Source organism: Kitasatospora sp. HUAS MG31 (genome assembly GCF_040571325.1).
Lineage (GTDB): Bacteria > Actinomycetota > Actinomycetes > Streptomycetales > Streptomycetaceae > Kitasatospora > Kitasatospora camelliae.
On record NZ_CP159872.1, the window covers coordinates 5,314,973 to 5,335,256 of the forward strand.

Genomic DNA, 20,284 nt, shown 5'->3' on the forward strand with positions numbered 1-20,284 from the left:
CGGGGGGATCAGACGGCCTTCAGGACGTCCTCGGTGGTGACCACCTTGGCGAACCGCATGGTGTGCAGCACCGCCGCGGTGCCGCGGGCCAGTTCGGCCGCGGGGATGGACTCCCCGTCGGGTCCCGCCATGGCGAAGGTGTGCATCGCGTCGATCGGGAACACCACGTCGTACCCGAGGTTGCCGCCCATCCGCGCGGTGGTCTCGTTGCAGACGTTGGTCATGATCCCGACGATCACCAGCTGCTCGGCCCCCCGCTCCTGGAGCCACGCGTGCAGGTCCGGGGTGCCGTAGAAGGCGCTGTTGACCGTCTTGGTGATGTGCAGGTCCGCCCTGGCCTCCGCGACGAACGGCTTGAGCTCGTATCCCGGGGTGCCCGGGACCAGCGGCCCGCGGGCGGACTGGTGCCGGACCACCACCACCGGCCGGCCGGTCCCCTCCCACGCGGTCAGCAGGGCGCCGATCCGCTCCTCCGCCTCCGGGCGGTCCCGCTCGCCCCAGAACCCGTGGTCCTCGAAGCCCTGCTGGACGTCGATCACGATCAGGACGGCGTCGTCGGTGATGGTCAGTTCGGCATCGAAGGCCGCGGTGTTCGTCATGGCTCCATCCTGTGGCGCGGCACCCGAGCCCGGTGAGAGGCCGGAAAGCCTCCCATCGATAGATTCCTGCCATGCGGACGGTGGGATGTGTGGTCTTCGACGGGGTCCGGGCCTTCGACTACGCGGTGATCGGCGAGGTCTTCGCCGCCCACCGGACGAGCCGCGGCGGCCTGCCCGCCTTCGACCTCCGGGTCTGCGGACCCGAGGGCACCCGGGTACGGCTCGGCGGCGGCCTCGAACGGGTCCCGGACGCCGGACTCGCGGACCTCCTCCACTGCGACCTGGTGATCGTCCCGGGCATGGAGGACCCCTCGGCCGGGTTCGACCCCGCCCTGCTCGACGCGCTGCGCGCCGCCCACGCCCGGGGCGTGCCGATCGCCTCGCTCTGCGCCGGGGCCTTCGTCCTCGCCGCCGCCGGCCTGCTGGACGGCCGCAAGGCCACCACCCACTGGTACGTCGCCGCCCGGCTCGCCGAGCGCTACCCGGCCGTGGTGGTCGACCCGGACGTCCTCTTCACCGGCGACGGCGCCGTCTGGACCTCCGCCGGGGTGGCCGCCGGGATCGACCTGTGCCTGCACCTGGTCCGCGAGGCACACGGCCAGCAGGCCGCGGCGGGGATCGCCCGGGCCATGGTGACCGCACCCTTCCGGGCCGGCGGACAGGCCCAGTTCATCCCCTCCCCGGTACCCGACGCCTCCGGTGACGACCCGCTCGCGGCGGTCCGGGCGGCCGTCCTGGCCGAACTGGACCACCCCTGGACCGTCGCCGGGATGGCTCGGCTCGCCCTCATGGCCGAACGGACCTTCGCCCGGCGGTTCCGGGGGACGACGGGGGTGCCGCCGCTGCGGTGGCTGCTGGAGCAGCGGGTGCTGCACGCCCAGCGACTGCTGGAGGAGACCGACCTCCCGGTCGACGACATCGCCGTCCGCAGCGGCTTCGGCTCCGCGGTCTCCCTCCGCCCCGCCTTCACCCGCCGCGTGGGGGTCGCCCCCCGCGACTACCGCCGCACCTACCAGGGCCGCCGCCCCACCTGACGACAACCGGGCGCACGCAATCGGGCCTGGCAGTCGGGTCACCCCGGGGGCCCCTTGGGTTGCCCGGGTTGCGGATGGGCCCCGCCGCCGGTGGGGGTGCGGCCCCTGGGTGGGTCCGGCGGCGGGGGGATCAGGCGGCGACGGGGCGGGTGGTGGCGGGGTAGGCGTTGCGGAGGTGCTGGTGGGCGGCGGGGGCGGCGGTGAGGTGGTCGAGGCCGAGGAGGGCTGCGCCGAGGACGGGCGGGGCGACCACCACCCGCGGTTCGGCGAGCGGTGCCGCCCGGGCCAGCCGCGCGGTGAGGTTGTCGATCAGCAGCGGCCGGTTGGCGGCGAGCACGCCGCCCCCGAGGACGACGGGCGTGGGTTCGTCGAGCAGGTCGAGCCGGGTCAGGGCGACCAGGGCGAGCCGGGTGATCTCGTCGGCCTGGCGGTCGATCAACTGGAGGGCGGTCGGGTCGCCCTCCTCCGCGGCGGCGAACAGCACGTGGACGATCTCGTGCAGCCGGGACGGGTCCAGCCCGCCGAGGTGGACGGCCTCCGCGACGGCGCCGGCGCCGGGCAGCCCGAAGTGCGCGCCGATCATGGGGGCGAGGGCGGTGGGTGCGCCGCGTCCGTCCTCGGCCCGGGTGGCGTGCCACATGGATTCGGCGGCGAGGCCCCCGCCGCCGCCCCAGTCGCCGGTGAGCATGCCGAGGGCGGGGAAGCGGGCGGTCCGCCCGTCCGGCAGCAGGCCGACGCAGTTGATGCCGGCGCCGCAGACCACGGCCACGCCGCGCGGGGTGTCCACGCCGGCCCGCAGCAGGCCGAAGGTGTCGTTGACGACGGCGGTGGTGGCGCCCCAGCGCCGGGCGGCGATGGCGGCCCGCAGCCGTTCCTCCTCGACGGGCAGGTCGGCGTTGGCGAGGCAGGCGCTGACGTGCTCGGACAGCGGGGGCTCCCCAGCACTGCCTGGAACCGGACCCGGGACCGGGACCGGGACCGGCCCGAGGCCGGCCTCCCGGGCGGCGGCGTCCACCAGCGGGCCCAGTGCGGCGACGGCCTCCTCGAACCCGTCGGCCTGCGGCTGGAACCCGCCGCCGCGGGCGGTGCCGAGCACCGTCCCGTCGGCGGCGACCAGGGCCACGTCGGTCTTGCTGTTCCCGGCGTCGATGGCGAGCACCGCCGCCGGCGGCCGGCCCGCTTCCTGCCCGGCCGGGTCCGGTGGCGCGGGCCGGTGCGGCAGCCCGTGTCTGTGACGGTCCATCAGTGCTTCCCCCCAGGGCGGTGCGCGGTGTTCACAGTGCCGGTCACGCCCAGGCCAGGTGGGCGCGGTTGTGGGCGATCAGGCGGTCGGTGAGCCGGTCGGCGAGGTCGATCTGGCCGATCAGCGGGTGGGCGAGCAGGGCGTCGAAGACCCGGTCCCGGCCGCCGTGCAAGGCGGCGTCCAGAGCCAGCTGCTCGTACGAGGTGACGGCGGCGATCAGCCCGGCGTACAGCGGCTCGACCGGGCGCTGCGGGAGCGGGCGGACGCCCTGCGGGTCGACCTCGGCGGGGACCTCGATCACCGCGTCGTCGGGCAGGAAGGGCAGGATGCCGTCGTTGCGGGTGTTGACCACCTGCACGCCCGTGGTGCCGTCGGTGCCGAGCAGGGCGCCGATCAGCTGGACGGCGGCCTCGGAGTAGAAGGCGCCGCCGCGCCGGCCGAGCAGCTCGGGCTTGGTGTCCAGGGCGGGGTCGGCGTACAGCTCCAGCAGCTGCTTCTCGATGGCGGCGACCTCGGCGGCCCGGGAGCCCTTCGCCCTGAGCTCCTCGACCACGAGGTCGTGCTGGTAGAAGTACCGCAGGTAGTAGGAGGGGACGACGCCGAGGCGGCGGATCACCGGCAGCGGCAGGTGGAGGTCGGCGGCGATGGCCTCGCCGTGGGCGGCGAGCAGTTCGGGGAGCACCTCGCGGCCGCCGGCGGCGCCGGGCGCGTCGAGCAGGGTGACCCCGCGTTCCCAGGTGAGGTGGTTGAGGCCGACGTGGTCGAGCCGGACCAGTTCGGGGGCGACGCCCAGGTGGGCGGCGAACCTCCGCTGGAAGCCGATGGCCACGTTGCACAGGCCGACGGCCCGGTGTCCGGCGGTCTGCAGGGCGCGGGTGACGATGCCGACCGGGTTGGTGAAGTCGACGATCCAGGCGTCCGGGTTGGCCCGGCGGACCCGTTCGGCGATGTCCAGCACCACCGGGACGGTCCGCAGTGCCTTGGCGAGCCCGCCCGCGCCGGTGGTCTCCTGGCCGACGCAGCCGCACTCCAGCGGCCAGGTCTCGTCCCGGTCGCGGGCCGCCTGGCCGCCGACCCGCAGCTGCAGCAGGACGGCGTCGGCGCCCTGGACGCCGGCCGTCACGTCCGTGGTGGTGGTGACGGCAGCGGGGTGGCCCTGGCGGGCGAAGATCCGCCGGGCCAGGCCGGCGATCAGCTCCAGCCGGTCGGCGGCGGGGTCGATCAGCACCAGCTCGCCGATCGGGAGGGTGTCCCGCAGCCGGGCGAATCCGTCGATCAGCTCCGGCGTGTAGGTGGACCCGCCGCCGACGATCGCCAACTTCAGTGTGGACATCAGCCCTTGACCCCTGTCAGTGTCACGCCTTCGATGAAGGCCTTCTGTGCGAGGAAGAAGAGGAGGATCACCGGGGCCATCACCAGCACGGTGGCGGCCATGGTGAGGTTCCAGTTGGTGTGGTGGGCGCCCTTGAACGACTCCAGGCCGTAACTGAGCGTCCAGGCGCCCTCGTTCTCGCTGGCGTAGATCTGCGGGCCGAAGTAGTCGTTCCAGCAGGAGAAGAACTGGAAGAGCGCCACCGCGGCCACCGCCGGTTTCGCCATCGGCAGCACCACCCGCAGCAGGGTGCGGAGTTCGCCGCAGCCGTCGATCCGGGCGGCCTCCAGGTACTCCCGGGGGACGGTCAGCAGGAACTGCCGCAGCAGGAAGATCGAGAAGGCGTCGCCGAACAGCATCGGGACGACCAGCGGCCAGAGCGAGCCGGTGAGGTGGAGCTGCTTGGCCCAGAACAGGTACATCGGGATGACGGTGACCTGCGGGGGCAGCATCATCATCGCGACCACCGCGGTGAGCGCCAGGTGCCGGCCGCGGAAACGGAACCGGGCCAGCGCGTACGCCACCGGCAGGCTGGAGACCACGGTGAGCAGGGTGCCCGCGCCGGCGTACAGCAGGGTGTTGCGCCACCAGGTGAGGAAGCCGGGGGTGCGCCACACCGTGAGGTAGTTGTCCCAGCGCCACCGGTGCGGCCACAGGTCGGAGGTGAGCGCCTGCTGGTCGCTCATCACCGAGGTGAGGAACACGAAGACGAACGGCAGCAGGAAGAACAGGGCCGCCGCGACGGCCAGGGAGTGCACGGCCACCCAGTGCAGCACGGCCCGCCGCCGGGCGAGGGAGGCCGACGGCCGGACGGCCGTCCGGGCGGGCAGGGAAGACGCCAGTGCCATCGCTCAGTCCTCCCCGAGCAGACCGGACCTGCGGCGCAGCAGCACCGAGGTGAACGCCATCGAGAGGGCGAACAGGATCACCGCGACCACGCAGGCCGAGCCGGTGTCGAACCGCTGGAAGCCGAGGCTGTAGACCATCTGCGGCAGGGTCCAGGTGGAGCCGTGCGGGTAGCCGGGCTCGAACTGCTGGCCGGAGCCGCCGATGACGCCGCTGGCGACCTTCCCGGCCACGATCGCCTGGGTGTAGTACTGCATGGTCTGGATCACGCCGGTGACCACGGCGAACAGCACGATCGGCGAGATCGCGGGCAGGGTCACGTACCGGAACCGCTGCCAGGGCCCCGCGCCGTCCAGCTCGGCGGCCTCGTACTGCTCGCGCGGCACGTCCAGCAGCGCGGCCATGAAGATCACCATCAGGTCGCCGACGCCCCACATGGCCAGCAGGGTGAGCGCGGGCTTGGACCAGGCGGGGTCGGTGAACCAGCCGGGCTGCGGCAGGCCGAGTTCGCCGAGCAGGTGGTTGACCGGGCCGGTACCGGGGTTGAGCAGGAAGGCGAAGGCCATCGTGGCGGCCACCGGCGGGGCCAGGTACGGCAGGTAGAAGGCGGTTCGGAAGAGGCCGGCGCCGGTCTTCACCTTGGTGATCAGCAGGCCGATGCCGAGCCCGAAGGCGACCCGCAGGGTGACCATCACGGCCACCAGCCACAGGGTGTTGCCGAGCCCCTGCCAGAAGAACGGGTACCGGGTGAGGACGTAGTCCCAGTTGCGGAGTCCGGCGAAGGTCGGGGCGGTGAAGCCGTCGTACCGCATGAAGGAGAAGTAGACGGTGGAGACCAGCGGGTAGGCGAAGAAGACGCCGAAGCCGATCAGCCAGGGGGAGAGGAACGCCAGGGTGCGGGCGTGCTCCCGGCGGCGTCTGCGGCGCAGCGCGGCCGGGGCGGAGGGGAGCGGAAGGGCCATGGGAGCGCCGTCACTTCGCCTGGTCGACGGCCGCGTCGATCTCCTTGGCCGTGGCGGCCAGCCCGGCGGCGAGGTCGGTCTGCCGGCCGGACTCCACCTCGTAGCTCAGGTTCTGCAGGGAGACCTGGTAGGCGCCGCCGTTGATCGAGGCGGGGGTGGTGCCGGAGGCGGGGTGCCTGGCGATGCCCAGGAAGGTGCGGAAGTTGGCGTCGGCCTCCAGCTTCGGGGAGTCCAGGGCGGCGAGGGTGCTGGGCACGTTGTGGATGGCGTTGGCGAAGGAGACCACCGCGTCGGTGTCGGTGGTGAGGTACTTGACCAGGGCCCAGGCGGCGGTCTGCTTCCGGCTGCCCTTGGCGATGCCGATGATGGTGCCGGTCTGGTAGCCGCGGCCGTAGCTGGCGGCCTGGCCGTCCGGGACGGGGAAGGGCGCGGTGGCCCAGTCGAAGGCCGGCTTGTCCTCGGCGAGCGAGGCGGTCCGCCACTCGCCGTCCAGGGCCATCGCCACCTGGCCGGTGGTGAAGGGGTTCTTGGCGCTGAACTCGTCGCCGAAGCCGGTGCGGTAGCGCTCCAGCTTCTCGAACCCGCCGAGCTTGTCCACCAGGGACTTCTGCCAGCGCAGTGCCGCGGCCACCGTGGGGTCGGTGGCCACGGTGGACCGGCCGTCCGGGCCGAAGTAGGTGGAGCCGTACTGGCCGAGGTAGTGGGCGATGGCGGTCTCGTAGCCGTGGTAGTTCGGCATGAAGCCGAGTTGCCGGTACGAGTCGCCGTCGGCGACGGTCAGTTTGAGGGCGGCGGCCTCGAACTCGCTGAAGGTCCGCGGCGGGGCGGTGATCCCGGCGGCGGCGAAGGCGGTCTTGTTGTAGTACAGGCCGTACGCGTCGCCGAGCAGCGGCAGGGCGCACTGGTTGTCGCGGTACCGGCTGTAGGCGAGCATCGCGGCGGGGAAGGTCTTCGCCGGGTCGATGCCGTCCTTGCGCAGCAGCGGGCCGAGGTCGCTCCACACGTTCGCGGCGCAGAACTTGCCGACGTTGTCGGTGGTGAAGGAGGAGACCACGTCGGGGGCCTCGGCGCCGCCGGCCCGCAGCGCCTGCTCGCTCTTGTCGTCGGCGATGTTGCCGACCACCTTGACGTGGATGTTGGGGTGCAGCTTCTCGAAGGCGGCGATGTTGGCGTCGATCGCCTTCACCTCGTTGTCCTGGCTCCAGCCGTGCCAGAAGGTGAGGGTGACGTCCTGTCCGGAGGCGGATCCGTCCTCGCCGCCGGCCGCGGGGGAGCCGGTGCAGCCGGTCGCCAGGACGGCGAGGCAGGCGGCGGCGCCGGCGAGGGCGGTGAGCGGGCGGCGGCGGGGTGTGCGCTGGGTGTCCACGTGAGCGTTCTCCTGGGGGTACGCGGGCAGCGGGCATGGCCCGTCGGCCCGTGTGCGGGGGATGGGTGCGGTCGGCTCGTGCGGTGGTTCACGGGTGCGGGGTCGGAGTGCGGGGTCAGGTGCGGGGTCGGAGGCGTGCGGCCGGGTGCGGGGTCAGTGGGTGGTGAAGACGGCGTCCCGGGCGGAGGCGAGGGCGCGCTGGAGCGCGCCGTGGAGGACGGGGGAGCCGGGCACGGTGGAGCTGCGGACCTCGGGCCGCGGGACGGCGATCCGGGCCAGCGACGCCTGGACCAGCTCGCGCAGCCGTTCCCCGCCGGCGGTCGGGGTGCCGCCGGAGAGCACCAGCAGCTCGGGGTCGACCACCGAGACGATCACGGCCAGGCCGACCGCGAGCCGGTCGGCCAGCTCGGTCAGGAATTCCTCGCCGGTGGGGGCGTCCAGGGCCAGGGTGACGGCCTGCTCGGCACTGGTGGCGGTGATCCGGTGCTGTCTGGCCAGGGCGAGGACGGCGGGTTCGCCGGCCAGTTCCTGGAAGCCGCCGGAACCCTTGCGCCGGACGTCCTGGACCACCGGGGTGCCGGGCACCGGCATGTAGCCCACCTCGCCCGCACCGCCGGTGAAGCCGCGGTGCAGCCGGCCGGCGATCACGATCGCGGCGCCGATGCCCTCCTCGGCCCAGAGCAGGACGAAGTCCTCGCAGCCGGCCGCCGCGCCGAAGGCCTGCTCGGCGATGGCGGCCAGGTTGACGTCGTTCTCGATGGTGACCGGGGTGCCGAGGGCCTCCTGGAGCTCGGGCACCAGCCGCGGCGAGTGCCAGCCGGGCAGGTGGGTGGCGTACCGCAGCCGGCCGCTGTTCGGGTCCAGGGCGCCGCCGATCCCGATGACCACCTGGTGCAGGCAGCCCTCCGGCAGTCCGGCCTGCCGGACGGTCTCCGCCACCGCCTCGGCCACCGTCCGCACGGTGTCGGCGGCCGGCCGGCCCCGGGTGGTCACCAGGTGCTCGGCCAGGGTGACCCCGGTGATGTCGGCAACCGCGACCCGGATGTGGCCGCTGGTCACGTCCAGCCCGGCGACGTACCCGGCGGCCGGGTTGACCTGGTACAGCTGCGCGTTCGGCCCGGGCCCGCCCGCCGTGGTGCCCACCGGGACGACCAGGCCGGCCGCCTCCAGGCGGGCCAGCAACTGGGAGGCGGTGGGCTTGGACAGGCCGGTCAGGGTGCCGATCTGGGTGCGCGAGAGCGGGCCGCCCGCCAGCAGCAGCTCCAGGGCGGCACGGTCGTTGATGGCGCGCAGCAGGCTCGGGGTGCCGGCCAGCGGCGAACGGGAACGGGTGGTGTCGGTCACGGGTCGATCCTCCTCCGCCGGGGTGCCTCGGGCCAACTGTTAGGAAAGTTTCCAATCGCCGGGTGGGCCGTGTCAATGCGCGGATGCCGAAGCGTTACCGGACACGCGAGAGCCCCGCTCCCACCGGGGGGAACGGGGCTCTCGCCGGAATCCGTACCGGGACTACTCCGCGGACTGCGCCGGGATCGGCTTGGCCGCCATCGCCGTGGGCGAGGCCGGATCGGCCAGCGCCGACGGCGCGGCGATCTCCACCACCGCGGCGATCGGCGCGGCGGCCGTGCCCGCGGCGGCCGCGGCGGCGTCCTCCTTGAGCTTCACCCCGGCCAGGTCGAAGGCCGCCTTCAGCCGCATCCGCAGCGTCCGCGCCACCTCCGCCGCATGCCCCGGCGTGCAGCGGGCCTCGATCCGCAGCACCACCGAGTCGGTGGCCACCGACTCCACGCCCAGCACCTTCACCGGACCCCAGATCACCTCGTCGAACGGGGACTCCTTGGCCAGCTGCTCCGCGGTCTCCTCGATCAGCGCCTGGACCCGCTCCAGGTCCTCCCGGTAGCCGACCTGGACGTCCACCGTGGCGGTGCCCCAGCCCTGGCTCATGTTGGCGATCCGCTTCACCTCGCCGTTGCGGATGTACCAGATCTCGCCGCCCGTACCGCGCAGCTTGGTGACCCGCAGGCCCACCTCCAGCACCGTGCCGGTGGCCACCCCGGTGTCGATCTCGTCGCCGACGCCGTACTGGTCCTCCATGATCATGAAAACGCCGGAGAGGAAGTCGGTCACCAGGTTCCGCGCGCCGAAACCGATCGCCACACCGGCCACACCGGCACTGGCCAGCAGCGGAGCCAGGTTCACCCCCAGCGCGGCCAGTACCATCAGCGAGGCCGTGCCCATGATCGAGAACGAGGCCACGCTGCGCAGCACCGAGCCGATCGCCTCCGAGCGCTGCTGCCGGCGCTCGGTGTTCACCACCCCGCTGTTGGCCAGCAGGCCGCCGAACCGGCTCAGCTCGACATCGGCCTCCGAGGGCCGGCCCATCCGCGCGATCAGCTTGTCGATGAGCTTGCGGACCACCGCCCGCAGCACCAGGGCCAGGACCACGATGAACATGATCCGCAGGGCGCCCTCGACCCAGCCCTGCCAGTTGGCGTCCAGCCAGCTGGCCGCCTCCCGCGTGGTACTGCTCACCTCGTCGGCGCTGGTCGGCAGCCGGAGATCGGTCAGGGGGGAGGGTTGGGGGGTTTCTTCGGCGAGCAGGCCGACGGCACCGGACCGGAGCACGTGCGGGTCTTCCTTCCAGGCGGGAGCGAGGCTCGGACCACCCGGCCGGGCGGACCGACCCGTCCCAGACTAGCGGCCCCGCGACCCGCTTCCCCACACGCCGTCAGCCGGGCCCGGACACCCCCGCGACCGCTCCGACCAGGCACGGCGGGTGCGGCGCGCCGGTGTGTGGGGCATACCGGATATGACGGAACGCACACCCCCGCCCGGGGTCGTGCCGGTCCGTTCACAGGGAAATGGTGGCGTCGTACGACGGCGTAAGGCGACACTGGTGGAGATCGCGGCCCGATCGCGATCACCCGCTCGTCCCGGCGCGAGCCACGCGCCGCAGGCGTCCAAGGAGGCCTCCGTGCCGCATGTCCTGGTCCTCAACGCGTCGTACGAGCCACTCGGCATCGTGTCGATGCGCCGCGCACTCATCCTGGTCCTCAACCACAAGGCGGTCAGCCTGGAGGACTCGGAGATCACTCTGCACAGCGCCACCAGCGCCGTCTCGGCGCCGTCCGTCGTCCGCCTCACCCGCTTCGTCAAGGTCCCGTACCGCGGGCCCGTCCCCCTCACCCGCCGCGCCCTGTTCGCCAGAGACCACGGGCGCTGCGTGTACTGCGGCGCCACCGCCACCAGCGTCGACCACGTCATCCCGCGCAGCCGGGGCGGCCAGCACCGGTGGGACAACGTGGTCGCCGCCTGCCGGCGCTGCAACCACACCAAGGCCGACCGCCACCTCACCGAACTCGGCTGGCGGATGAAGCGCCCCCCGGCCGCCCCCAGCGGCCTGGCCTGGCGCGTGATCGGCACGGGTATCAAGGACCCGCGCTGGCGGCCCTACCTGGAGCCGTACGGCGGCCAGGAGCAGTTCCGCGACTTCGAGCACCGCGACCATACCGACCACGGGGGCACCCTCCCGGCACCGCTGGGCCGCTCGCACCCCGTCCGCCGCGGAGAGCGCCCCGAACCGCTCTCCGCCTGACCGACAAGGGCCTCTGCCCGTCACACCCGGTATGCCTCATGGGCCGCCGGCGCACCCCGCAGCGGGAGCGTCGGCGGCCCGCCGTGTGCCTGCGGCCGCCCGCCGGGCCGGCGCGGCACAATGACCGGGTCCGACCCCCGATCGAACGGAGTTCCGGTGCCCGAGCCCATCGCGGCCGTGTCCTTCGACGCCGACGACACCCTGTGGGACTTCGCGTCCGGCTGGCGGCCCGCCATGGAGCACAGCGCCCGCCTGCTCGGCGATCACCACACCCCCGAGGAGCTGGAGGAGATCCGCAACGAGACCGCCGCCGCGATGCCCGGTGCCGGCCTCGGTGCGATCCGCCGGGCCGCCTTCGCCGAGAGCCTGCGCCGGATCGGCGAGCCGCACCCCGACCGGGCCGAGCGGATCTACCGGGAGTTCCTGCGGGTCCGCGCGGAGCGGACCGAGCTGTTCCCGGAGACCCGGTCCGTGCTGGAACGGCTGGCCGCCGCCCGCATCCCGCTGGCGGTCACCACCAACGGCACCGCCGACCTGGCCTGGTTCGGCCTCCACGAGGTGTTCCCCGTGGTGGTCCGGGGCGGCGACTGCGGGGTGAGCAAGCCCGACCCCGGCATCTACCTGGTCACCGCCGGCCGGCTCGGCCTGCCGCCCGGGCGGGTGCTGCACGTCGGAGACCACCCGGTGGAGGACCTGGCCGCGGCCCGGGCGGCCGGCCTCCAGGCGCTGCTGCTCGACCGGGCCGGGGCCCCTGCCGAGAGCGCGATCGGCTCGCTGGAGGCCGTCGCGGACCTGCTCGGCGCCTGAGACGCCCCGGACCGGACCAGGTCCGGGCTCAGGGCGTGGGCTCAGGGCTCAGGGCGCCGTGACCGCGTACAGCTCCACGCCGAAGAGCGAGTACCCGTACTTGGTGGCCCGGCTGACGCCCTGCACCCGCAGGAACCGGGTGTCCGGCGCGTCGAAGCGGACCGTCTCATGGCCGCCGCGCCCGTCCTCCACCGTGGCGACCGTGGTCCAGGTGACCCCGTCCGCCGAGGCCTGCACCCGGTACGCGGAGGCGTAGGCGCTCTGCCAGTGCAGCACCGCCGAGCCCAGCCGGACCGGCTTCGGCAGCCGCAGCTGCACCCAGGCGTCGTCCACCGCCGGCGAGGACCAGCGGGTCCTCGGGTCGCCGTCGGCCACCGCCGAGGCCGGGAAGGCCGGCGTCTCGTCGGCCGAGGAGCTCGCCACCGCGGTCGACGCCAGGTCCGGCCCGCCGGTCGGCGGCACCACGTGCACCTGGAGCACCTGGCGGACCGTCATCCCGCCCACCGTGAAGGTCAGCGGCACCTGGTACGTGCCCGACGGGGTGTCGGCCGCCGCGGCGACCGCCACCGGGGCGCTCACCCGGCCGCCGCGGGGCACCGCGACGGCACCGGCCGGCACCACCGACAGGCCCTTGGCCACCCCCGGCACCTCGGCCTTCAGCTCGCCGGTCAGGCCGTCCGGCCGGACGGCCTCCAGCACCGCCCTGGCCTGCACGGGCACGGCCTGGCCGGCCACCACGTCCACGGTCGGGTCGGCGAGGGTCATCCGGGCCACCGGCGTGTCGGCGTACCAGGGGATGATCTGGTTGACCACCGGCGGCTCGCCGCCCGCCGCCCAGACCAGCCGGATCGCGTCCGCCGCCCGGCCGCCCACCGGCAGCTCGTTGTAGCCCGGCCGGACCGTGCCGATCGGCGTCCAGGTGCCGTCGGCCCCGCGCACCTGCGCGGTCGCGGCGGCCCGGACGGTCGGGTCGGTCAGCACGGTCACCCGGTCCAGCGGACGGGCCGCGCCCAGGTCCACCACCAGCGGGGCGTCGAAGGCCCCCGGGGCGGCCGCCGCCCGGTACGCGGTGTCCGGGTCGCCGTCCAGCACCGCGGCGGCGGAGGAGCCGGGCAGCGCCGGCGGGGCGCTCACCTGCGCCGGGGTGTCGCCGGGCGCGGACACCGTGAACTCGCGCACCGCGACCGCGGTCTTCTGCCCGCCGGTGGCCCGCAGCCGGACGGCCTTGGCGCTCACCCCGGCCGGGGCGGTCACCGAGACGCTCTTCTGGTCGTGCACCCGGGCCAGCTGCTGCCAGCCGCCGCTGCCGGTGGTGTACTCCAGCACACCGTCGTGCAGGTAGTCCTCGGCCGCGCTGGCCGCGTCCGGGCCGTCGCCCCAGGAGCCCATCAGCACGGTGACCGTGCCGAGCGGGCGGGAGGCGCCCAGGTCCAGGCCGACCGCGTCGCCCGGCTGCGGCGGGGCCGCGCTCCAGTAGAAGGTGTCGGCGGCGCCGTCGGTCATCAGGCCGGGCACGTGGTCCTGCGCGGTGCCCAGGGTGGTGGTCGCGGTCGCCCCGCCCGCGGTCATCCCGGACCAGGTGTCGGCGGACTTCAGCGCCCGCTCCAGGAAGGCGTCCAGCACCCCGGCGCCGACCGTCACCGGCGTCCGGTCCAGCTGCTCACGCAGCCGGCGCAGCTCCACCCGGGCCTGCCAGGCGGCCGTGCCGTCCCCGCCGCGCTGGGCCAGCAGCATGTCCACCGCGGCCTGCCCGGCCCGGCCGTAGGTGGCCAGCCGGTCCAGCCAGGGGCCGGCCTCGGCCGCGATCGGGTCGGTGGCCAGCACCCGCCGGGCGTCGGCCATCGCGCCGAAGGCCTCGCGGGCCGGCGCGGCGGCCTCGTGCAGCTTCGCCAGGTCGGGGGCCACCCCGGAGGTCGGCTCCAGCGTGGTCCAGAACCGCTCCAGCTGCGGCGCCAGGTAGCCGGACTCCTCCTTGGCCAGCGGCGAGGAGGAGCTGTTGCCGGCCAGCGCGGTGAGCGCGGCGAGCTCCGCGTCGCTGTCGGCCAGCGAGCGCAGCGCCGAGCGCCAGGAGTCGGCCGCCTGGTAGCCGTCCGGCTGCCAGCCGAAGTCCGCGGCCGTGGCCAGCGGGATCCGGGAGGCCACCGGCTGGCTCATCGCCGCCGACAGCAGCACCGCCGACCGCTTGGCCACCTCCGGGTCGCGGCCCGCGTAGCCGCCCAGGTAGAGCCGGTCCGGGGTGGAGTCGTTGACCGGGTAGCTGTCCAGGGTCATCAGCGGTCGCCCGAACAGCCCGGCGGTGTCCGTGATCTGACCGCCCGAGATCTGCTCCGCGATCACCGAGCCGCCGCTCCAGACCACCTGGACGTCCCCCGGCAGTGCCGCCGCCAGCGTCGTCCGGTACGGCGTCGCGCCCTGCTTCTGGTACTCGGTCGGCTGGACCGACAGCTGCACCGGGCGGCCCTTCGCGGCGAGCCGCTCGCGGACCCGGGTCACCAGCTCGGCCTGCGCCTTGGCGGCCGCGGCCGGCCCGCTGCCGTACGCCTTGCGGTCGCCCGAGCAGTGCCACTCGTCGTAGCTGACGCCGAGGAACTGCAGCTGGAACGCCTCGAAGCCGGCCGAGCGGAGCGCCTCCAGCTTGGCGGTCAGGGCGTCCAGGTCCTTGCCGGAGCTGAAGCAGAACGACTGCCCGGGGTCGATCGCGTAGGCCGGCGTGACGTGGTTCGCCCGGGCCCGGGCGGTCAGCCGCCGCAGCTCGTCCAGCTGCTTCGCCGGGTACGCCTCGCGCCAGCGGGAGAGCCGGTACGGGTCGCCGCCGGGGGCGTAGAGGAAGTAGTTCTGCTTGGTGCGGCCCAGGAAGTCGATCAGCGACAGGCGCTGGTCCGCGGTCCACGGGGTGCCGTAGAAGGTCTCGGCGGTGCCGCGCACCGGGGCGCCGCTCGGCCAGTCGCGGACGGTCACGCCGGGGAAGCCCTTGCCGGTCTCCTGGCCGGGGCCGGGCGGCAGGGCGGCGAGCAGCTGGCGCAGGCTCTGCACCGCGTAGAAGGTGCCGGTGCCGTCCGTGCCCGCCAGGACCACCGCGCCGTAGCTGCCCGTGCCGCCGGGCACCGGGAGCAGGCCGGAGGCCAGCACGTAGCCGCCGGAGGGCAGGCCGGCCGGGGTGAGGGCGGCCGGGTCCGGCTCGCCGGCGGCGGTCGCCAGGTCGGCGAGCACCTTCTCGGCGGGGGTGCCCGCGACCCCGCGCGGGCCGCCCACGTACACCACCAGCGAGCCGGCCGCGGGTGCCTGGGAACCGGAGGCGTGGAGCACCTCGGCCACGCCGGCCGAGCCGAGCAGCTGCCGCAGCGCGTCCACGGCCGGGGCGTCCGCGCCGGGGGACTCCACCACGGTCACGGTCCGCGGGAGGCCGACCGGCTGGCCGGCGGTCCGCATCGCCTGCGGGCGCGGGTACAGGTGGGGGTCGCTCACCGAGCCGAGCGGGAGGGCGTCGTTGAGGGTGGCGCTGACCGCGCGCTGGTCGCCGATCGGCGCCGCGTACCCGGGGGCGCTCACCAGCAGGCCGCCGACCACGGCGGCGGCGGAGAGCGTGGCGGCCAGCTGCAGGGTGCCGGAGCGGCGGCCGTGGCGGCGCTCGGCGCGGACCGAGGCCAGCAGCGGTTCGGTGCCCTTGATGTCGGCGATGAAGCGGTCGGCGGCCTTGGGCGCGAGCTGACGCGCGGTCCGCGCGGCGGTCCGGCGGGCGGCCAGGGCGGCCGGGTGGGCCAGCACCTCGCGGAGGGCCGCGCTCTGCACCATCTGCTGCCTCAGCCGCCGCCCGGCGGCCACCGACACACGCGCCTGCACAGGAGCCTCCTCGCACCACCCCGGACCTGCAGCTCACCGGCCCCGGCCCGGGATCCGCGCACGCCCGCCTCGCCATGCCACCGTCTTGACGCGGCCAGCCCATCAGCTGGTTGCGCCGGTGTCAACGTCGCTGCTTGCTATGGGCGGTATGTCCGAGTTGGCGCGGCTCCGCCGTCCGCACCGTCCGGCACCCGGCCCGGACGACGCGGCGGCCCGCAGTGCACGGGGCACTGCGGGCCGCTCCCGGTCCGGCGGAGGCCGCTACAGCGGGGTCACCGGCAGCGGGGCCGTGCCCAGGGTCGCGGTGGTCCACTTCTGGGCCGAGGATCCGTTGCAGTCGAACAGCTGCAGCTGGGTGCCGGGGTCCGGCCGTCCCCAGGGCAGGTCCAGGCAGCGCCCGGAGACCGGGTTGAACAGGCTGCCGTCGGCCCGCGGCAGCCACACCTGGCTGTCGGTGCCCTTGCAGGTCATCAGCACCACCGCCGCCTGGTTCGCCGGGCTGCTGTTGAGGGTGTCCACGCATTTGCCGGTGACGCGGAGGGTGCCGTCGTTGCGGACCTCGAACCGCTGCGCCTCGGTGCCGTTGCAGCCGGTGACCTGGATCTTGTTGCCGTCCGTGGTCCGGTTGTAGTCGTTGTCCACGCAGCTGGTCGGGGCGCCGGCGAAGGCGATCGGCCCGGTGGCGCCGGGCGCGGTGACCGAGGACGCGTACGGATAGACCGTCAGGTTGCTGACCCCGCCCTTGAAGAAGGCGTTCGGCTGGCCCTGGTACTTGTACCGGCCGATCACCAGGTTCCCGGTCGGCGGCGGGGTGTTGGACGCCCTGTGGTACCCGGTCGAGGCGAGCACGCCGTCCACGTACAGGCGCATCGCGCCGGTCGGGGCGTCGTAGACCGCGGTCAGGTCGGTCCAGGTGTCGAGGAGCACCCGGGCCCGCTCGTTGGACGTCCAGGTGCCGTCGTAGGACCAGTTGTCGTCGTCGGCGGTCCCGATGGTGAAGATCCAGCTGTTCAGCCGGGTGTCGGCGTAGATCATGAACGCGCTGGCCCGGTTGTCGTCCTGGCTGACCACCACGCCGCCGGTGGCCCTCGCCTTGGCCTTCACCCGGACGGTGAAGCTGGAGCGGGGGTCGATCACGGTGCGGCCGGTGGTGATGCTGGCCGCGGTGCCGTCCAGGGAGGCGTAGGCGGTGGTGCGGCCGTCGACGGGCTCGGTCGGCCAGCTGACGCCGGACGCGGTGCCCGGGTAGTCGCCCACCGCGCTGGGCACGGTGGTGCCGCCCGGGTCGGTGAGCTTCCACTGGGCCCGGGGCAGGTTGAGGTTGCCGAGCTGGACCGGGGCGGCGAGGCCCGACACCGTGGGGTAGACGATGCCGTTGCCCTGGTCGGCGACGGAGCCCTTGCCGGCGAAGTAGACCAGCTGCCGGTTGGTGTCCACGGCCCACAGGTCGGGGATGCCGTCACCGGTCACGTCGCCGTCGGAGCCCACCCGGGAGTAGAGCTTCGGGTCGACGCCGTTGGCGATCCAGCCCTTGGTCGGGTCGGTGAAGCCGCTGAGGTCCGGGGCGTCCTTGGTGCCCTTGACCGTGAAGGCGTGGACCGTCCCGTCCGCCTTGGACCGGGCCCACAGGGTGGGGAAGTCGTTGCCGTTGGCACGGCCCGGGGTGATCAGGTCGTAGGTGTCCCAGGCCTTGTCGTTGGCCGACAGCAGGATGGCCGTGCCGTCCAGCTGGTTGGTGGCGCCCTTGGTCCCCAGCCACAGCCGGCCGTCCTCGACGAACAGCAGCGAGGTGTACGGCAGGGCGTAGATCCCGGTGCCGCGGACCTGGCCGGTGTCGCCGGTGGGCGAGCCGAACGCCGCGATCTGGCTCACCTTGGCCCAGCTGCCCCGGGTGTCGAACCCGTGGGCGGCGCAGTCGATCGGGGTGAAGTCGGGCTTGGCGCAGCCGGTCGGCTTGGCGACCGCCACCGGCGCCTGGTCGTCGAACCTCGCGTTGGCCACGTCGTTGGTGTAGATCAGCAGCGCCGGGTCGCCCGGTACGTGGACGACGAGGTCGTCGACGCTCTTCTCGCCGAGGCTGCCCCGGTGCGCGTACTGGAGGGTGCTCCAGCCGTTGCCGCCCGGTGCGGTCTGGCCCTTGGCGTTCGGGGCCGCGTAGGCGTCGGTTCCGGCGCCGATGACCCGCAGGCTGCCGCTGGAGTCCGGCAGCAGGATGTCCGGCTTGCTGTCACCCGTGATGTCGCCGAAGACCGGCTTGGGACCGGCCGGATTGAACGGCGCGTAGTAGCTGTAGACCGCGAGCTGCGAGAGGTTGCCGGCGTTGTCCTGGGTCTGCAGGTAGACGAAGTTGGTGCCCCACTTCGCCGGGGTCACCTTGACCTTCGCCGCGCCGTCGGTCATCCGGACGATCCGCTTGTCGGTGGCGTCGTCGGTGCAGCGCCAGCCGGTCGCGGCGGCCTCCACCGGGTCGGTGGTCCAGCGCGCGCAGGCCAGGCCGGAGGTCCGGGTGCCGGTGGTCGGCGCCGGGTCGGAGCCGGTGAGGGTGAACTCGCCCTCCTGGCCGACCAGCTTGGGGTGTGCCCCGAGGGTCCCGGACTCCGGGAAGTCGGTGGAGGTGACCTTCGCGGTCGGCGGGGTGCGGTCCACCCGGAAGAAGCACCAGTCGGTGTTGCCGCTGGTCAGCGTGGCGTCGGTGGTGTTCGACTGCCAGCCGTACTGGTGGCCGTCGATCAGCTGGTCGGCGGGGACGTTCACGGTGGCATCGCCGTACTCGCCGTTCCAGCCGGTCGGGAAGTACTTGCTGGCACCGTTGTTGTCGTCGTCCCACATCTGGAACGTCGTCAGCAGCTGCTCATGGGTGGGTGACCAGGTCGCGGTGGTCAGCGTCAGGCCGGTGGCGCCGACCCAGCCCGGGTTGTCCCAGGGGTGGGTCTGGTTCGGCATGAAGCAGTCCGCCGAGCTGCCGTCCCTGGCGAAGCCGGGCGACGGACGGGTCCGCGGCCACCACACCGTGGGCTGGATGTCGTAGGTGACCACGATGTGCGGGGTGTTGTTGAACCGCTGCCGGTAGTACTTGTTGTACTCGTCGTCCGGAGCGAGACCGAAGGTGAAGTCGGGCGACTTCTGCGCAGCCGCCTGGCGCATCTGCGAGGTGACGTCGAAGGAGATCTCGCCGGTGCCCTTGATCCAGTTCATGCCGATCTTCGAGCAGTTCTGCATGGTGGAGCCGGTACCGCAGGGCTGCGCGTTCCAGCGGGTCCACTCGTTGATCGGCCCGGTCCAGTACAGGCCCATCGGCGTGCTGGTCGACGGGCTGGAGGAGGACACGATGGTGGCCTTCAGCCGGGCGTCCAGCACGGTGGTGTTGTGGATCTGGGAGTTGATGCCGATCCGGAAGTACGCCCGGGTGCGGCCGGTCTCCGGGCACGGGTTGGCCGAGTCGATGTAGCCGCAGTAGCCGGTGGCCGGCTTGTCCTGGTTGTACGAGGTGCTGTTGTACTGCTTGGACTCGGGGAAGTACTCCTGGACCTGCGCCCACGCCTGGTTGGTGCTGTCGGCGGTCGGGTTCCAGCCCGGGTCGACGAACCAGGGGCCGGTGCCCTTGCCCAGCGCCGAGGCGTCCGGCACCAGGTCGATGCCCCGGCCGTCGGTGGTGGCGGCGATGGGGGAGACCCTGGCGTGCTCGCCCGGGCCCTTCGCGGTGGAGCGGGAGACCGCCGCCGCCTCCTCGGCCGGAGCCGCCTTGGCCGCCGGCGCGGACTTCTTGGCTGCCGCGGCCCCGGTGGCCGCCGGCGCGGCGGCCGAGTCCCACATCACCGGGCTGGGCGCGGTGAACCGGGCCTTCCCGGAGGCGTCCGCGGCGGTGAGGTTGCCGGCCGCGTCGGCTTGGACGGTGAGCCCGTCGACCGTGAGGTCCAGGTGCAGCCTGCGCACCTGGGGGTTGGCGGCGGCCTCGGCCGTCCGCACGATCAGCACCTGCCGCCAGCCGCCCTGCGGGGTCGCGGTCAGCTGCAGGTCCACGTCGGGCAGGACCGACGGGTAGAGCGCGCTGTCGCCGTCCAGGGTCGGCTTCGGCAGCCGGAACGGCGCCCTGACCGCGAGCTTCCGGCCGTCCGCGGTGGTCATGGTGGCCATCGGGCCGTCGCCGCCGCCGGAGAACGCCAGCTTCGAGGGCACGGCCGCCGGGGCGACGCTCCCGTCCGCCGCCGTCCGCAGCGTGGCGTCGACCGGCCGCCAGCTCCCGTCCGGGTTCTGCACCCGCTCCGGGACCGGCGAGGACTCGGTGGTGAGCGTGCCGTCCGGATTGGCGACCGTCTGCGAACCGGCATCGGTCAGCCGGTCGATCGGGACGGCCTTCCCGGTCCGCTGCGCCTGGGCCCGCGCGGCCCGGACGGCCTTCTCGATCTCGGTCGGGGCGGGCTTGGCGGGCAGGTCGGGCCGGCTCGCGGCAGCCGGGCCGTGGCCGCGGTCGTCGGCCGCGAGCGCAGGCGGCGCGGCCAGCAGGCCCGCGCTCAGCGACAGCACGGCGGTGGCGGCGATCGGCAGGACCGAGGCGCCGAACGACCGGCGTCCGCGGGCGGCGCCGGGTCTGCGTATCCGCACGGGATGGGTAGGCCACAAAGT

The 20,284-nt window shown here is 74.0% G+C and carries 13 protein-coding genes; 3 read left to right on the forward strand and 10 right to left on the reverse strand.

Annotated features, from left to right (window positions below; translation table 11 throughout):
• Positions 1 to 8 precede the first annotated feature (8 nt).
• Positions 9 to 599: a cysteine hydrolase family protein gene (locus tag ABWK59_RS23885; RefSeq protein WP_354642648.1), complete on the reverse strand. Its 591-nt coding sequence runs from the start codon at positions 597 to 599 to the stop codon at positions 9 to 11.
• A gap of 71 nt (positions 600 to 670) precedes the next feature.
• On the opposite strand from ABWK59_RS23885, the gene ABWK59_RS23890 reads away from it, so the two are divergent.
• Positions 671 to 1,633, forward strand: a complete 963-nt coding sequence (locus tag ABWK59_RS23890; RefSeq protein WP_354642649.1) for a GlxA family transcriptional regulator — start codon at positions 671 to 673, stop codon at positions 1,631 to 1,633.
• Positions 1,634 to 1,763: 130 nt separating this feature from the next.
• Here ABWK59_RS23890 and ABWK59_RS23895 read toward each other — a convergent pair whose 3' ends face one another.
• The 7 genes from ABWK59_RS23895 to ABWK59_RS23925 form a co-directional block, all read right to left on the reverse strand.
• Positions 1,764 to 2,876, reverse strand: coding sequence for an N-acetylglucosamine kinase (locus ABWK59_RS23895; RefSeq protein ID WP_354642650.1), 1,113 nt, complete (start codon positions 2,874 to 2,876; stop codon positions 1,764 to 1,766).
• A 43-nt stretch (positions 2,877 to 2,919) separates the two neighbouring features.
• Positions 2,920 to 4,200 (reverse strand): 6-phospho-beta-glucosidase, encoded by a 1,281-nt coding sequence (locus ABWK59_RS23900; RefSeq protein WP_354645086.1) that lies wholly within the window; start codon positions 4,198 to 4,200, stop codon positions 2,920 to 2,922.
• Between the two features lie 8 nt (positions 4,201 to 4,208).
• On the reverse strand, positions 4,209 to 5,096 hold the full coding sequence (locus tag ABWK59_RS23905; RefSeq protein WP_354642651.1) for a carbohydrate ABC transporter permease: 888 nt from the start codon (positions 5,094 to 5,096) through the stop codon (positions 4,209 to 4,211).
• A 3-nt stretch (positions 5,097 to 5,099) separates the two neighbouring features.
• Positions 5,100 to 6,056 carry a carbohydrate ABC transporter permease gene (locus tag ABWK59_RS23910; protein WP_354642652.1) on the reverse strand — a complete coding sequence of 319 codons (957 nt, stop codon included), beginning with the start codon at positions 6,054 to 6,056 and terminating at the stop codon, positions 5,100 to 5,102.
• 10 nt (positions 6,057 to 6,066) lie between these two features.
• Positions 6,067 to 7,422, reverse strand: coding sequence for an ABC transporter substrate-binding protein (locus ABWK59_RS23915; RefSeq protein ID WP_354642653.1), 1,356 nt, complete (start codon positions 7,420 to 7,422; stop codon positions 6,067 to 6,069).
• Positions 7,423 to 7,575: 153 nt separating this feature from the next.
• The gene (locus ABWK59_RS23920; protein ID WP_354642654.1) at positions 7,576 to 8,766 is read right to left on the reverse strand and encodes an ROK family transcriptional regulator; all 1,191 of its coding nucleotides are present in this window, start codon (positions 8,764 to 8,766) and stop codon (positions 7,576 to 7,578) included.
• Between the two features lie 162 nt (positions 8,767 to 8,928).
• Positions 8,929 to 10,044: a mechanosensitive ion channel family protein gene (locus ABWK59_RS23925; RefSeq protein WP_420492842.1), complete on the reverse strand. Its 1,116-nt coding sequence runs from the start codon at positions 10,042 to 10,044 to the stop codon at positions 8,929 to 8,931.
• Positions 10,045 to 10,393: 349 nt separating this feature from the next.
• Here ABWK59_RS23925 and ABWK59_RS23930 point away from each other — a divergent pair, with 349 nt between their 5' ends.
• Both ABWK59_RS23930 and ABWK59_RS23935 read left to right on the forward strand, forming a co-directional pair.
• Complete coding sequence (locus tag ABWK59_RS23930) at positions 10,394 to 11,014, forward strand: HNH endonuclease (RefSeq protein WP_354642655.1); 621 nt, start codon at positions 10,394 to 10,396, stop codon at positions 11,012 to 11,014.
• 156 nt (positions 11,015 to 11,170) lie between these two features.
• Positions 11,171 to 11,821, forward strand: coding sequence for an HAD family hydrolase (locus ABWK59_RS23935; protein WP_354642656.1), 651 nt, complete (start codon positions 11,171 to 11,173; stop codon positions 11,819 to 11,821).
• A gap of 48 nt (positions 11,822 to 11,869) precedes the next feature.
• On the opposite strand, the gene ABWK59_RS23940 is transcribed toward ABWK59_RS23935, so the two are convergent.
• Positions 11,870 to 15,661: a beta-N-acetylglucosaminidase domain-containing protein gene (locus ABWK59_RS23940; RefSeq protein ID WP_354642657.1), complete on the reverse strand. Its 3,792-nt coding sequence runs from the start codon at positions 15,659 to 15,661 to the stop codon at positions 11,870 to 11,872.
• Positions 15,662 to 15,922: 261 nt separating this feature from the next.
• Complete coding sequence (locus tag ABWK59_RS23945; RefSeq protein WP_354642658.1) at positions 15,923 to 20,263, reverse strand: ricin-type beta-trefoil lectin domain protein; 4,341 nt, start codon at positions 20,261 to 20,263, stop codon at positions 15,923 to 15,925.
• Between the last annotated feature and the right edge of the window lie 21 nt (positions 20,264 to 20,284).

Bases quoted from the DNA above. Each gene is read 5' to 3' on its own strand.
- ABWK59_RS23885 (WP_354642648.1), bottom strand. From the start codon at position 599: ATGACGAACACCGCGGCCTTCGATGCCGAACTGACCATCACCGACGAC.
- ABWK59_RS23890 (WP_354642649.1), top strand. From the start codon at position 671: ATGCGGACGGTGGGATGTGTGGTCTTCGACGGGGTCCGGGCCTTCGAC.
- ABWK59_RS23895 (WP_354642650.1), bottom strand. From the start codon at position 2,876: ATGGACCGTCACAGACACGGGCTGCCGCACCGGCCCGCGCCACCGGAC.
- ABWK59_RS23905 (WP_354642651.1), bottom strand. From the start codon at position 5,096: ATGGCACTGGCGTCTTCCCTGCCCGCCCGGACGGCCGTCCGGCCGTCG.
- ABWK59_RS23910 (WP_354642652.1), bottom strand. From the start codon at position 6,056: ATGGCCCTTCCGCTCCCCTCCGCCCCGGCCGCGCTGCGCCGCAGACGC.